This is a genomic window from Trichocoleus sp. FACHB-46 (assembly GCF_014695385.1).
Classification (GTDB): Bacteria; Cyanobacteriota; Cyanobacteriia; order FACHB-46; family FACHB-46; genus Trichocoleus.
Genome location: NZ_JACJOD010000010.1, coordinates 96556 through 109802 on the forward strand (window position 1 = coordinate 96556; position 13247 = coordinate 109802).

Below are 13247 nucleotides of genomic sequence, written 5' to 3' on the forward strand. Positions count from 1 at the left end.
AGGCTAGTAGGTTTAGAACTTTCACACTTCAGTATGACGAACCTTAAGGTTGGGAAGAGCAGTAGATAGTTCCCTAGCCTGGCTGCCTAAACCACCATTCTTGTAAGAAACGCTTCATGGCATTCACTTGATATGAGATGGCATAAAAATTTCCTACCCTGTTTATTTGGATTTGAATAGTGCTTCGAAAACTGGATCCAGTACACAACTGGTTCTAAGAAAAGTAAGAAAACCTAGAGTTCTTAATAGAAATGAAATCTAATATTGCTACAAGATTATCAACAGATACACCTTTTATTGAGGACTTGATCAGTGGTATCCGTCGTGGCGAGATAAAGATTCCACAGTTTCAAAGGAAATTTGTTTGGAAGGAAGAGCAGGCATTACGGCTTCTAGATAGTATCGCAAGTAACTATCCTGTTGGAAGTCTATTGCTCTGGAAGACACCGAATAAACTTGCTACAGAAAGAAATATTGGTGAATTTCGCCTTCCAGAAACTGATGACTTAACTCCAACTGATTATGTACTGGATGGCCAGCAAAGAATTACTGTTATATATTCTTGCTTTGGTCCCGAGGAGGAAGATCTAGGATTTCAAGCAGCCTATGATTTGGTAAATGAGGTGTTCATTGAGCGTTCTCTAGAGCACAAGCCTCACGTTTTTTCGCTGAGGTTGCTATATAGAACAACGAAACTGCTAAATTTTCGTTCTGGGCTTGTGAGTCACCCTGATAGTGAAAGACTACAAGAGAGGCTTGACCAAATAATCAAGGTATTTACAAGCTATAAAGTTCCTGTTGTAACCCTTAAGGGTTTATCAGTAGAAGAAGTATGCCCAATCTTTGAACGTGTTAATAGTTCAGGTACTCGTTTGTCAACCTATGATCTCATGGTTGCTGCAACATGGTCTAAAACTTTTGACCTCAACCAAGAGTCAGCCATTATTTCGGAAAGCCTAACTCCAAAGGGTTTCGGAGATATTGAAGGCGATACAGTCTTGAAGTGTCTTTCTGCGGTGAGAAATAAAGGGATAAAGAAAGAGCAAGTCCTCAGCCTTCGAGATCTTGAAAAAGAAGATATGGATAAGCTCGTTATTCAGGTAAAGAACGCACTTCTTAAAACCGTGGATTTGCTAACAACAGAATTCAAAATTTATAGCTGGGACTTCTTGCCATACGAAGCATACGCAGTTATATTGTGCTACATTTTTGTAAAGCGATTACGGCTAGAAAGTGATGATATACGTCGTGTTCGTCAGTGGTTCTGGATAAGCTCTTTTTCTGAGCGATATAGAGGTGCTTCAGAACACTTTGTATCAAAAGATCTTGAAGCAATTGATAGGTTTGTAGTAGCAGCAGACGGGGTGATTCCATTTGGATCTACACCTTCAGCCAATGAGTTACTTACTCTAGCCTTTAGAAGTAATAACTCCAGAACACGGGCATTTATACTACTTCTCGCATTGTGTGGACCGAGAAATTTAACAAATGGTGCTAGTATCGACCCTTCTGATGCGCTGTCAACATTCAATAAAAAACAGTTTCATCACATATACCCGAAAGCTTATTTATCGCGAACTGGTAGCCAACTTGATCAGAACGCGCTCCTAAATATATGTATGCTTACTGCATCGGAAAATAATTGGATTAGTGATAAAAATCCTAATGAATATCTTCCTGCATTGATATCAATCAATCGAAATGATATTGAAGTAATCTTTAATTCAAATCTTATGCCATTACCGTCTCTCGTAGATTACTCAGTACTAGCATATGAAGAATTTTTAAAGGAAAGAGCCAAGCTGGTAGAAGAAAAAATCAGGAGGCTTTGTGCTGGTGATAGCATTTAACGAATGCATCTGATGAATTGGCACCAAATAGCTTTATCATATCTTCCTAATATTAGTGATTGTATTATTGCAGTTCGAGAAACTTAGTATTTAGAGCAACCCTACAGATCTGCTTTTTATTTCTCATTAAGCCAAGTTACACTGTCGTTGAAGGGCTTGGTTTAGTAGGACGCGATATTCTTTTTGCTTGATGATGAAAGCTCCGAACCGTTCTAGATGGGGGTTCATCATTTGGGCATCGAAGAAGACGAATTGGCGCGATCGCAAGCGTTCTACCAGCTTCACCAGTGCCACCTTCGAGCCATCGGGAATGCGGAAAAACATCGACTCGCCGATGAACGCACCACCGATGACGATGCCTAAAATTCCACCTGCTAAGCGATCGCCCTGCCAAGTTTCAAAGCTGTGTGCCCAACCTGCGACGTGAAGGGCTTGGTAAATTTCTTTGAGCTGCGGAGAAATCCAAGTGGTTTCGCGATCGGCACAGCCTTCTACCACTGCGGTAAAGTCTCGGTTCACCGCAACAGTAAAGCGCTCTTGGTTCAGGACTCGTTGCAGCGATCGCGGATACCGAAACTGTTCATCTAGAGGAATCAGCGTGCGTTGACGGCTAGAATACCAATCCAACGCGCCCGACTCATCGGCCATCAAGAAATAGCCCTGAGCGTATCCCTGAACAATAGTGGGAACATCAAAGGGTAAGGATTTCGACGCCATCCTCAGTTACAGCTATGGTGTGCTCAAATTGGGCGGATAGCTTGCGGTCTTTGGTCACTGCCGTCCAATTGTCATCCAACACTTCGACTTCCCAAGTGCCTTCGTTGATCATGGGTTCAATCGTGAACACCATGCCTGCTCTCAGCTTCTTGCCTGTACCGCGTTTGCCGTAGTGAGGGATGAAAGGTTCAGTATGGAAGACGCGGTGGACTCCATGCCCTGTGAAGTCTTGGACCACCGAAAAACCTTCTGCTTCGGCATACTCCTGAATCGCAGCCCCAATGTCTCCGACTCGCGCATCTGGCTTAACTTCAGCAATGCCTCTTCTTAAAGATTCCTCGGTCACTTCAACCAACTTTTTCGCTAGAGGTGACGGTTGACCCACAAAGTAGGTTCTAGAAGTATCTCCATAAAAACCATCCACGATCGGCGTGACATCAATGTTGATGATGTCGCCTTCCTTCAAAATTTGCTTGGCGTTGGGGATACCGTGACAAACTACATGGTTAACGCTGGTACAGATTGACTTAGGAAAGCCATGATAACCCAGGGGAGCACTCTTAGCTCCGTGTGCTTGGGTCCAACGTTCTGCTTCGTCATTAATTTCTAAAGTACTAATGCCCGGTCGTACCAGCGGTTCTAAATGGCTCAGCAACTCAGATGCAAAGCGTCCAGCCTGACGCATTTTGTCTATTTCGCGATGCGAAAGCAGTACCAGTGGTTCTTTCCCCATTATCTTGAATCCCCCTTGTGTCTTGGCTGTATTATTTCACCACATTAATTTTGCTAGTTGGGTTAAACATAACCTCGCAAATCTAGTTTGGTGAAGCCGATCTGAATGGTTGTTGCAGTTTGTTCAGAGGCTCTAATCCGGCGTTGGGGTAGCGGTATAGTGGTTAGAGAAACCCTCTGTTTCCAAGAAGCATCCTAGTTAAGCTGAGCTAGCTTTCCTCTAGACTGCCTTCAAACAGTTGTCAATTTGCTAGGTCAATGGCCGAACCAATTCCCCCCATCACCCTGCCTCCTGCCGAAAACCCCCAGCAGGAAGGAGAATGGCTAAAAAGCGTTTTATGTCAGTGGCTAGACCACGAATTTATTCCTGAAGCAATTAACCAGCAGATCGCTGAGAGAGCCACTCAAGTTTTTGTTCGCCAACGGATGGAAGGCGAAAATGACTTAGGGGCACTCGTGATTGCCATCGTCACGGAAATGCAAGCCTTTGATTTTTCTAAAAGCTTTTTCAGCGAGTTTGCTGTAGCCAATGCAGTCAGCGATTTGCTCTTAGATAGCTTGGGAATCGATCGCTGCTGTGGTCAGTGATGGAGTAGTCACTGCGTGGATTTTGGATTTCGGATTTTGGATCGCAAATGATTGACTAATCCAAAACCTAAAATCCAAAATCTGTTTACCAGCTAGACTTAACGACTCCGGGCAGTAGACCTTGGTGGGCCATTTCCCGGAATACGTGACGAGACAAGCCAAAGTCACTGTAGTAGCCTCTAGGACGACCGGTCACCCAGCAGCGATTCCGCAAGCGAGTGGGGGCGCTGTTACGAGGCAACTGTTGGATTTGACGGTGAATTTCAAGTTTTGCTTGTTGGGAAGTTGCTTGGGCAAATTGTTCCTGTAGCTCTTCCCGTTTTTGAGCGTACTTGTCAACCAACTTCTGGCGACGCTTTTCCCGCTCAATCATGCTTTTCTTAGCCATGAATTGCCTGGTTTCTCTCAAATAAAGACAGCATTTTCTATTCTATCTGATTCAACAGACCCTGATCTACCCCAATGTCGATTAATCAGATTTGTGGGGCTGTGAGTAAGGGCGGTTGCAAAGCTGCTATATCCACCTTGTTTGGATCAGCGGAGGGGCAGAGGTCGGCTAGGAGGCAGCGATCGCAAGCAGGATTACGAGCATTGCAAACCGCCCGCCCGTGATAAATGATCCGAATCGACCAATTTTCCCAATCTGGTTGTGGCAGCAGCTTAATCAAGTCCCGCTCAATATGAATGGGGTCGGTGTGCTTGGTGAGTCCTAAGCGTTGAGTCAGCCGCTTAACATGAGTATCGACCGTCACCCCAGCATGAATTCCGTAGGCATGGGCTAATACCACATTCGCTGTTTTACGAGCCACGCCTGGGAGTTTCAGCAAATCTTCCATCAACTTGGGCACTTGACCATTAAATTCAGTCTGAATCAAATAGCAAGCTGCCCGAATATTTTTGGCTTTGTTGCGGTAGAACCCGGTCGATCGCACTAAAGTTTCCAAGTCTAGTGGGTCAGCAGCAGCAAGGGCCGCAGCATCTGGAAAGCGGCGAAACAATTCTGGAGTGACTTGGTTGACTCGTTCATCGGTGCATTGGGCCGAAAGAATTGTCGCCACTAAGAGTTGGACAGGAGTTTCATAATTGAGGGTGCAAGGGGCTTCTGGATAGAGTCGCTTCAAACGAATCAAGATTTCCAAAGCCCGTTGCTTTTTGGCAGACAGTTTTCGCGTAATGCTCATGGCATAGCAGAAGGAGCAGTAGATTCAGCCTGCTGATCTAAGGTTGAAACAACTTTTGTACAGGTTCTAGATTGACCGTATCGCGAATAATCAAGAAAATGCCCAAGCCTAACAAGAGCATTAAACCCGTTTGCATCACGCCATCTTGAATTTTGGTCGGTAGAGGTTTGCCCCGTAGCCCTTCGATTGCGAGAAAGGCCAACTGCCCACCATCTAAAGCAGGTAGAGGCAAGATGTTGATAATGGCCAGGTTAACGCTGATCAGCGCCGCAAACTGGAATAAGCTAGCAGCATCGGAACGAGCAATATTAGCTCCCAGAGCTACGATCGCCACTGGGCCAGAAACCTGCTCAGCCGTTTCACCAAAGTTACTGATTAACTGACCAAAGCCTTGGACTGTCAGAACCACGATGCGCTGAAATTCGTTGGCACCTGTGCTGAAGGCTTCCAAGATATTGCTAGCTCGACGGCGCTTTACCTCGGCGTTTTGAGCCAGTTGCACCCCAATACGGCCTTTGCCTTCTGGGCCTAAATCAGGCTTGACGCTGAGAGACAACGTTTCATCACCGCGTTGCACGGTAAGCGGCAGCGCTTCATTTGGGTGAGTTTGAATCTCTTCCATCAAGATCTGGATTGCTTGTTTGGAAGCACCTAATTCCCGATTGTTAACACTCAGGACGATGTCTCCAGATTTGATGCCCGCTTTCGTTGCGGCTGAGCTAACTTCGGCGGCAACCTTGGGCACGATGACACCAGGCTGATAGTTAAACTCTGGAGTCCCAACTGCGGCGACCTGCCCGACGAGCAGGAAGTAGGCAAAAATTAAATTAGCAATCACGCCAGCGCTAATGACGATCGCTCGATCGAGCACGGGGCGATTTCGCAGTAGATTCGGATCTTCAGGGGGAATTTCGCTCTCTGGATCATCATCAGGAAAGCCAACGAACCCCCCTAATGGGAAAGCGCGAATGGCATATTCAGTTTCTGGCCCTTGATATTTCCACAGAACGGGGCCAAACCCTAAGGAAAAGCGATTCACGTGGATGCCTTGAGCCCGCGCTGCGGTGAAGTGACCCAACTCATGGACCACAATCAAGAGTGCTAAGACTGCGATCGCCGCCAAAACTGACATAGATTTAAGACCCGAAAAACGTCTGTTAGATATCTTTACTATTCTAAGATGCCTGAATCGTTGACGCCGACTCCATCTTAGAGAACCTCTCGCCGGAGGTAGGGTTGTAACACTTCGGGTAGACGCACTGTACCGTCTGGTTGTTGGTAATTTTCCAGAACCGCAGCCATTGTCCGACCGACTGCTAAGCCAGAACCATTCAAGGTGTGAACCAGTTGGGTGCCTTTTTGCCCAGCCTCCTTAAAGCGAATATTGCCGCGTCGGGCTTGGAAATCTAAGAAGTTAGAACAGCTAGAGATTTCGCGATATTTACCCGAAGCTGGCAACCAAACCTCTAGGTCGTAGCACTTGGCGGCTCCAAAACCTAAGTCTCCAGTGCAAAGCTCAATCACTCGATAAGGTAGCTTTAGAGCTTGCAAAATTGCTTCGGCGTTTTGTACTAAAGCTTGGTGTTCTTGCTCTGAGGTGCTGGGATGCACCAGTTTGACCAATTCCACTTTGTTAAATTGGTGCAGACGAATTAAGCCGCGTGTGTCCCGCCCATAGCTGCCTGCTTCCCGGCGAAAACATGGGGTATAGGCGCAGTGATGGATGGGTAGTTGCTCCGCCGCTAGAATTTCATCGCGGTAGAGGTTGGTTACGGGAACCTCGGCTGTGGGGGCTAGCCAAAGATCATCGGACTCGCACTTGAAACTCTCTTCCGCAAATTTAGGCAGTTGGCCTGTGGCGGTCAGCGATTCGCTATTGATCAAGAACGGCGGAATCACCTCCAGATAACCTGCCTCAGTTTGGCGATCGAGCATGAACTGAATCAAAGCTCGCTCTAGCGCTGCTCCAGCCCCAATTAAGGTAACAAATCGACTTTGAGCTACTTTAGTCGATCGCTCGGTGTTGAGAATGCCGAGTTTTTCACCAATTTCCCAGTGAGGCAAAATACTGGGGTTTTGCGGCTTGTATTCATCACCCCAACGCCGCACCTCAACGTTTTCTTCCTCGCTCTGGCCCACGGGGGTAGAATCGCTGGGCAAGTTGGGCAAGGTCAGGAGCAGCGATTCAATCTGAGCTTTCAGTTCTTTTTCGTGGGGCTCTAAATTGCTGAGTTTGACCTTGATCTGGTTGCCCTCTTCCCGCAATTCTTGAATTTCTGGGCCTTTAGGGTCACTGCCTGCCTTAATTTTTTGTCCAACGAGTTTACCAATCTCGTTACCACGAGCTTGAAGTTGCGCTCGCTCCTTCTCAATTTCCCGCTGTTGTTGATCCAATTGCAGAATCGGCTGAATGTCAAAATTGCCCGATCGGTGGTTCAGGCGTTCTTGGACTGCTTGTGGATTTTCCCGGATCTGCTTCAGATCAAGCACAAATCTTCCTCAAAATCTTGATTAATACTTCGGCAATAGATCAAGATATACCGTTTATTGGGATTCTCTTTAAGTTTTGTGGGGCTTGACGGTTTCCTTGTTTACCAGCAAACCTCTCCCCAAACCCCTCTCCTTAAGGAGAGGGGCTCTGAACCTTGCTCCCCTTCTCTAGCAGGGAAGGGCTGGGGGTTAGGTCTCAAGATTAAGGCACATCAAACGGAATCAACGCTTCTTCTGGGACATAGCTGTGGTAGCGGCCCCCATCTGAGAGCACTAATACCACCCTTAGCGACCAGTCTGGTTTGGCGGGTAAGTCTGCCCAGGGCACTGCTAACTCTAAGCACTTGTCGATCCTGACTTGGGCGCGGCTGGGACGGGGATGCCATTGGTAATGCTCTCCCGCTTGCTGAAACCAAATGGATTCGGTTGCTAAGTTGATGCTGAGATGGTCGTGAAATAGATAATTCAAGGGCGCTTCGTCGGGTAGGTCCGCGATCGGCGCTGGGCTGTTGTGCATGGTTTGGTTGGTGTAGAACCACAATAAATTCAGTTCTGGCGATCGCCCAATCCCAGCCTGCATCCCTGCTTGAAAGTCTAGACGTAGGTAAAAGTTTAAGTGATCAACTCCGTACCAAAGGCGTTGCATGGGACTACTGCGGTGCATGGTGCCTCTGGCTCCCCCCACTTCAATGCGACCTGCTTTATCCCAATCCTGCTCATCCCCACGTCCATCAATCACTGGGTGGATAAACCCTTGAGGACGGTGGTCTCCCTTCGCTTCATGAACCTCAATGGGACGGTACAAGTGGGACGGTACTGGCTCGTTCAGGGCTTGATAGATAGCGCACAAGTGTTCGCGGAAGAGTTGGTCAAAAATGGCATCTTGGTTGGAAGAGTGCCCTTCACCAAACCACCAAAACCAATCGGAGCCTTCAGCGGCGTAAAGCGCTTCCCAAGCGGCAGGATTGCTTTCTTCAGTGGCTTCGGGGTGGTTGGCTAGTACTTGGCGGGCTTCAGTAAGCAGATCCCAGGCCCGATTTTTCGCCGGATCGCCAATCCAAGTTGTGAAGCTACCGTCTACCCAAGAACCGCTGTGGAGTTGAGCCGCTGGTATGGTCTCTGTCGGTGGGAATTTCTCGACAAACTCAGAAACCGTGACCAACTTAATATCTTGATCGTTACTCAAGGTTTGATAGAAGGCCTCTAAGAACGGTTTGCCATCTTGTTGATAAAACTCCCAACAGTTTTCGCCGTCTAACGCAATCGTGACAAGCCAAGGCTGTTCCAGAGCGGTGCTGCCACTGGATTGGCGTTTCTTCAGCGATCGCGCGATCGCCTCCAAGTGCCCCACCAGATCAGCGGCGGCCCGCTTCGGCTCCATGGCGCTGTAAGTAAACCCAATCAAGTCAGACAAACGGTGATCTCTGAATACGATCGCCAAGTCACCATTTGGAGTTTCTAGGCGATACGGTCGGTACAAGAGTTCTGGCTCATGGACATTACCCAGACCGTCGCGATGGAAGAAATGCTTCAGCGTCCAGCCCAACACCGCTTCATCGGAGCACAACCAGTTAAATCCTTGTTTCGCCACATGTGGCAAGATTTCTGGGCTCACCGACTGCTCAGAAGGCCATAACCCACGCGGGGCTTGACCAAAGCGATCGAGATACATATCCCAAGATTTCTGCAAATGGCGCGGAATATCCTCTGCCCACTGAAACCGCTGTTCTGGCAATCTCATATTGGGAATCGCCACTCGCCCAGTGTTGGTATCAGCCAGCAGCGGCAAAATCGGGTGAGTGTAGGGCGAAGTCGTCACTTCTAGCTGCCCTGTTTCCTGCATGGCCCGGTGTTGCGGAATAATGCGGCTGAGAATCTCGCGCTGCTTGGAGTAAATACGCTGGCGATCGCCAATCGTAAAATTGCGGCCCTGCTTTAGCCACTGCTCAATCTCGGGGTCATCCCAGAACAGGGGGTCTATCCAGGCTAAGTTGTGCCAAGCTAGCAGGTCGCTATAGTCTTGCAAGTTCCAGTTTTCTAAGCACCATGCCTCCCCTCGGTCCTGCCGCTGACCGTATAGCTCAGCATAGCGAGGATGTGGATCGATCAAGGTATGGTGATTTGCATCGAAGAAATGCCCCACAATAAATTCTTTTTGCTCTTGCGTCAGTTGCTCTGAGGGCAACAAAGCAACTGAAAGATAAGGGTCGAATGCTTGTCCCGCTACGTAGTCTTCAATTTGCAGGATCAAAGACGGCACTAAATTGACCGTTTGATGCAGCTTGGGGTAACGCTCTAGTAACAGCACCAGATCTAAATAATCTTTTGTACCGTGCAATCGCACCCAAGGCAGACGGTACTGACCCGCCACGCGCGATTTGTACAACGGCTGGTGCTGATGCCAGATAAAAGCGACGTAGAGAGGATAAGTCATAGGAATTGTGAAGGAGCTCTTACCATAAAAAATAAACAGGAAAGATGGACTTACCTTCCCTGCTTAATCACTTTATGCACAGTGTAAAAAAACGGTTAATGTCAGTAACGTTTCCTTACATGACCTGTTCAACGTCAGCAATTTCTGGAATAAATTCCCGCAAGCGCCGCTCAATGCCCATACGAAGCGTCATTGTAGAACTGGGGCAAGAGCCACAAGCGCCTTGGAGCCGTAGTTTGACTACTGGTCCATCAATATCTACAAGTTCGACGTTGCCGCCATCCGAGATCAAGTAGGGACGCAGTTCATCCAGTACCTTTTCTACGTTTTCTGAGGTTAACGCTAGAGTTTCAGCCATAGTTTCCCTTTCGCAGTCTGTCAATTGCAGCGATATTGATCCTAGGTTTATCCTAACGCTACAAAGGTAAAGACCGCACGGGAGCTTCTGGCTCCAGCAGAGAATGTTTAGCTTATTGCGGTAATCGCTCTACCAAGAGGTCTACCGACTCATTTAATGAAGTAGTAGTGCTCATAATCGGCTCTTGAAATAGAGGCACGTCAAAAGTAACCGTTGAGCCTAATCCTTCACCCAAGCTGTAGAAGTTGACCACGCCACCCATTGCCTCAACCAAGCGTTGCGAGATGGCGAGCCCTAAACCTGTACCACCATATTGACGAGTTCGAGAACCGTCTACCTGGCTAAAGGACTGGAACAATTTATCTTGTTTGTCGAGAGAAACGCCAATGCCTGTGTCGGCTACTCGAATTTTCACCATTCCAGGCCGCTCATTGTTTTGCACAGTGACTTTCTTCTTCACCACTTCAGCGCTGATGGTGATGCCGCCTTCATGGGTGAATTTAATGGCATTTCCCACTAAATTCAGCATCACTTGCAGCAAGCGCTGATAGTTACCCTCCAAAATAATTTGGTCGTAAGTAGGGGGTAAATTGATTTCAAAATTCAAGTTTTTCTGTTGGGCTTGAATTTGTCTTTGAGAGAAGTTTTCCACTGCGGACAAGAGTTCGTTGAGGTTGACAGGGCTTAACTCTAGCTGCATTTTGCCAGCCTCGATTCTGGCAATGTCAAGGATGTCATTGATCAGCTGCATGAGGTGAATAGCACAGTCATAAGCTTCTTCGATAAACTCGTGCTGCTCTTCTGGGCTATCGACCATGTCATCCATCACCAGCTTGAGGAAGCCGATCATGCCATTCAGCGGAGTGCGGAGTTCGTGGGATGTATTGGCCAAGAACTCACTTTTAAGACGCGATGCTTCTTCAGCTTGCTGGCTAGCTTCTTCTAACTCGCGATGCTTCTGGACTAAATCTTCGTTGACTTTTTGGAGTTGGTTGGCTAAGGTCTGACTCGCGGTAAATAGAGTGGCGTGGGCGATCGCGGTTCCCACTTGGTCGGCCAACTCTCGCACTAGGTCAATTTCAGCTTCGCTCCACATCCGAGGGCGATCGCACTGATACAAGCAAATCAAGCCGTTGGGTTGATCTTGGTAGCAGGTAGCAACCATCAAAATTGATTGCTTCGGCCCCTCCAGAACTTGCGCCGTGGAACCGTTACTTGAGTGATTTCCTTCCTGACCGCTGTAAGCGCCATTGAAAATATGCATCGTATTGGCGCTTTGCTCGAGCAAAATCGGCTCCAGTAGAGTCAGCGCCTGTCTGACATGGACTTCCTCAGCAATTTTTAGGGTCTGCCCTTGCATGGAGGGAGCCTGATCCTGACAAAATTCTGCCACCACCTTGACAGCAGAGTTGCCACTTTCGTAGGGACAGATGATACAGCGGCTAACGCCTAAAGCTTTACCCAAACCATTAACGGTTTGCTGCCAAATCGTCTCTAAGTCAAGGGTGCGCCGGATGTTCCAGGCAATTTGGGTGAGTAGTTTTTGATAGCGATCTGAATTAGGAGCTTCGTGGCGGGGGAAATCTGCTTCAACGGCAACTCCTTGATCGCGACCAGAGGTGGATAGTCGTCTACCCATGATCAGGGCGGTTGTAGCGATGCCGCTGGGAGTGAGGATAGGACTAACAATCAAGTCGAAGAGTAGGTATTGATCGCCGAAGCGAAAGGGATAGGTAAAGCGATCGGGAGTTAAATAGTCTAAGACTCGTCGCACTCGCCCTAGATAAGGATTGAGCGCCGCTGGCCCAAACCCTTCTCCAAGGCCATGACCTACCAGTTGATCTGGTGTGAGTCCAAAGTGTTCAGCTTCCTGCCAATAAAACGAAAGGTATTCCCCTGTAACCGTTTGGGTAAATACCAACTCAGACCCTAATCCCTGCAAGTATTCAGGGTTATCAGTAGCAGGTACTAATTCTGTCAGTTCCGTTAATGAAAATTTAGAGTCAGCGGAAGAGGTCATTAGTATAGGATGCGAAACTGCGAAGGGTGCGAATAGAGAAGCACTACGTTAGGCTTAATTTCTTTCAGCTTAGTGAGGCTTCGCGATCGCCTAGAAGGACAGAGTAGATGCAACCAAGCAAATGTCTAGAACCCAAGAAACCGTTCGCTATCTTCAGGAAAACTGCTATGAGTAGTAGAACTTGGCTGGCCCTGACTGGCCTAGGCACTGATATACAAGCAGTTATCCCAGTTCGACAATTTAATTAACCTTCAAGGTTTGAGGTGAGCCGCTAGATCAATCATTCCACTCGCCTCTAGGGGGCACCGGAGGATTTCTAGGCAGCGTTCGAGATAGTTCGTAGTCCGAGGAAGATTCTCCCCTCAACCACTGCCGTACTGCTGTCTCAATCACCTTACTAGGATCGCTGGTGAGATGTTGAATTTGATCAAGCAATTCTGGGTCTAAATGAATTGCAATCTCAACCTTATCCGATGGTCGTGGGGAAGGGCTAGCCTGCTCACTCATAAGTAATGACAGAGATCTTCAGTGGATCAAATGCGAAGAGACTGGGAAGGCGGCAACGGTTTTTAAGTAGTTTCGCCCTCAAGCAACACCCAAAACGTTTTTTGAAGGATCAAAAATACATCTGAGTCATAAAAAATTCTAGACATAGGAATTGAGTTCCTACGTGCATTGTACATGCTGCCCTCTAATCCCGCGGCATATCTGCGTTCAACCTCAGCGATCTAGCTCTATTTGAGGCTGGGTCGAGCTAAGCTAGCCTTGTAAGAGCTGTGCCTGTCGTGGCTGTTTGAGCCTAGAGTCCTTGCGCTTGCAGACCGAGGATTGTGTCAAAATGCATTACAGAGCCTTCTAAATTCCGCCCCTAATTTGC

12 protein-coding genes are annotated in these 13247 nt (G+C 47.8%); 2 read left to right on the top strand and 10 right to left on the bottom strand.

Annotated elements, in window-relative coordinates:
- The first annotated feature begins 251 nt into the window (after window positions 1-251).
- Window positions 252-1850, top strand: a complete 1599-nt coding sequence (locus H6F72_RS06395) for a DUF262 domain-containing protein (protein ID WP_190432902.1) — start codon at window positions 252-254, stop codon at window positions 1848-1850.
- Between the two features lie 126 nt (window positions 1851-1976).
- Here the strand turns inward: H6F72_RS06395 and aat are convergent, their stop codons facing one another.
- Window positions 1977-2567 carry a leucyl/phenylalanyl-tRNA--protein transferase gene (gene aat / locus H6F72_RS06400; RefSeq protein ID WP_190432904.1) on the bottom strand — a complete coding sequence of 197 codons (591 nt, stop codon included), beginning with the start codon at window positions 2565-2567 and terminating at the stop codon, window positions 1977-1979.
- Window positions 2542-3300, bottom strand: a complete 759-nt coding sequence (map, locus tag H6F72_RS06405) for a type I methionyl aminopeptidase (protein WP_190432906.1) — start codon at window positions 3298-3300, stop codon at window positions 2542-2544. The genes aat and map overlap by 26 nt, the downstream gene beginning before the upstream one ends.
- 257 nt (window positions 3301-3557) lie before the next feature.
- Between map and H6F72_RS06410 the strand changes: the two genes are divergently transcribed.
- Window positions 3558-3887, top strand: a complete 330-nt coding sequence (locus H6F72_RS06410) for a hypothetical protein (protein WP_190432908.1) — start codon at window positions 3558-3560, stop codon at window positions 3885-3887.
- 85 nt (window positions 3888-3972) lie between these two features.
- On the opposite strand, the gene rpsN is transcribed toward H6F72_RS06410, so the two are convergent.
- The 8 genes from rpsN to H6F72_RS06450 form a co-directional block, all read right to left on the bottom strand.
- Complete coding sequence (gene rpsN, locus H6F72_RS06415; RefSeq protein WP_190432916.1) at window positions 3973-4275, bottom strand: 30S ribosomal protein S14; 303 nt, start codon at window positions 4273-4275, stop codon at window positions 3973-3975.
- Between the two features lie 85 nt (window positions 4276-4360).
- Complete coding sequence (nth, locus tag H6F72_RS06420; RefSeq protein ID WP_190432918.1) at window positions 4361-5068, bottom strand: endonuclease III; 708 nt, start codon at window positions 5066-5068, stop codon at window positions 4361-4363.
- A gap of 37 nt (window positions 5069-5105) precedes the next feature.
- The gene (rseP, locus tag H6F72_RS06425; protein ID WP_190432919.1) at window positions 5106-6200 is read right to left on the bottom strand and encodes an RIP metalloprotease RseP; all 1095 of its coding nucleotides are present in this window, start codon (window positions 6198-6200) and stop codon (window positions 5106-5108) included.
- A gap of 77 nt (window positions 6201-6277) precedes the next feature.
- Window positions 6278-7558, bottom strand: coding sequence for a serine--tRNA ligase (gene serS, locus H6F72_RS06430; protein WP_190432920.1), 1281 nt, complete (start codon window positions 7556-7558; stop codon window positions 6278-6280).
- Window positions 7559-7760: 202 nt separating this feature from the next.
- A complete protein-coding gene (locus H6F72_RS06435; protein WP_190432921.1) occupies window positions 7761-9992 on the bottom strand; it encodes a glycoside hydrolase in 2232 nt (743 codons plus the stop codon).
- Window positions 9993-10107: 115 nt separating this feature from the next.
- The gene (locus H6F72_RS06440) at window positions 10108-10350 is read right to left on the bottom strand and encodes a NifU family protein (RefSeq protein WP_190432922.1); all 243 of its coding nucleotides are present in this window, start codon (window positions 10348-10350) and stop codon (window positions 10108-10110) included.
- Between the two features lie 112 nt (window positions 10351-10462).
- Window positions 10463-12370 (bottom strand): ATP-binding protein, encoded by a 1908-nt coding sequence (locus H6F72_RS06445; protein WP_190432923.1) that lies wholly within the window; start codon window positions 12368-12370, stop codon window positions 10463-10465.
- A 276-nt stretch (window positions 12371-12646) separates the two neighbouring features.
- A complete protein-coding gene (locus H6F72_RS06450; protein ID WP_190432924.1) occupies window positions 12647-12877 on the bottom strand; it encodes a hypothetical protein in 231 nt (76 codons plus the stop codon).
- Between the last annotated feature and the right edge of the window lie 370 nt (window positions 12878-13247).

Excerpts from the sequence above, each read along its gene's own strand:
- H6F72_RS06450 (WP_190432924.1), bottom strand. The coding sequence starts at position 12,877 with ATGAGTGAGCAGGCTAGCCCTTCCCCACGACCATCGGATAAGGTTGAG.
- H6F72_RS06395 (WP_190432902.1), top strand. The coding sequence starts at position 252 with ATGAAATCTAATATTGCTACAAGATTATCAACAGATACACCTTTTATT.
- H6F72_RS06410 (WP_190432908.1), top strand. The coding sequence starts at position 3,558 with ATGGCCGAACCAATTCCCCCCATCACCCTGCCTCCTGCCGAAAACCCC.
- H6F72_RS06445 (WP_190432923.1), bottom strand. The coding sequence starts at position 12,370 with ATGACCTCTTCCGCTGACTCTAAATTTTCATTAACGGAACTGACAGAA.
- rpsN (WP_190432916.1), bottom strand. The coding sequence starts at position 4,275 with ATGGCTAAGAAAAGCATGATTGAGCGGGAAAAGCGTCGCCAGAAGTTG.
- H6F72_RS06440 (WP_190432922.1), bottom strand. The coding sequence starts at position 10,350 with ATGGCTGAAACTCTAGCGTTAACCTCAGAAAACGTAGAAAAGGTACTG.
- nth (WP_190432918.1), bottom strand. The coding sequence starts at position 5,068 with ATGAGCATTACGCGAAAACTGTCTGCCAAAAAGCAACGGGCTTTGGAA.
- H6F72_RS06435 (WP_190432921.1), bottom strand. The coding sequence starts at position 9,992 with ATGACTTATCCTCTCTACGTCGCTTTTATCTGGCATCAGCACCAGCCG.
- map (WP_190432906.1), bottom strand. The coding sequence starts at position 3,300 with ATGGGGAAAGAACCACTGGTACTGCTTTCGCATCGCGAAATAGACAAA.
- aat (WP_190432904.1), bottom strand. The coding sequence starts at position 2,567 with ATGGCGTCGAAATCCTTACCCTTTGATGTTCCCACTATTGTTCAGGGA.
- rseP (WP_190432919.1), bottom strand. The coding sequence starts at position 6,200 with ATGTCAGTTTTGGCGGCGATCGCAGTCTTAGCACTCTTGATTGTGGTC.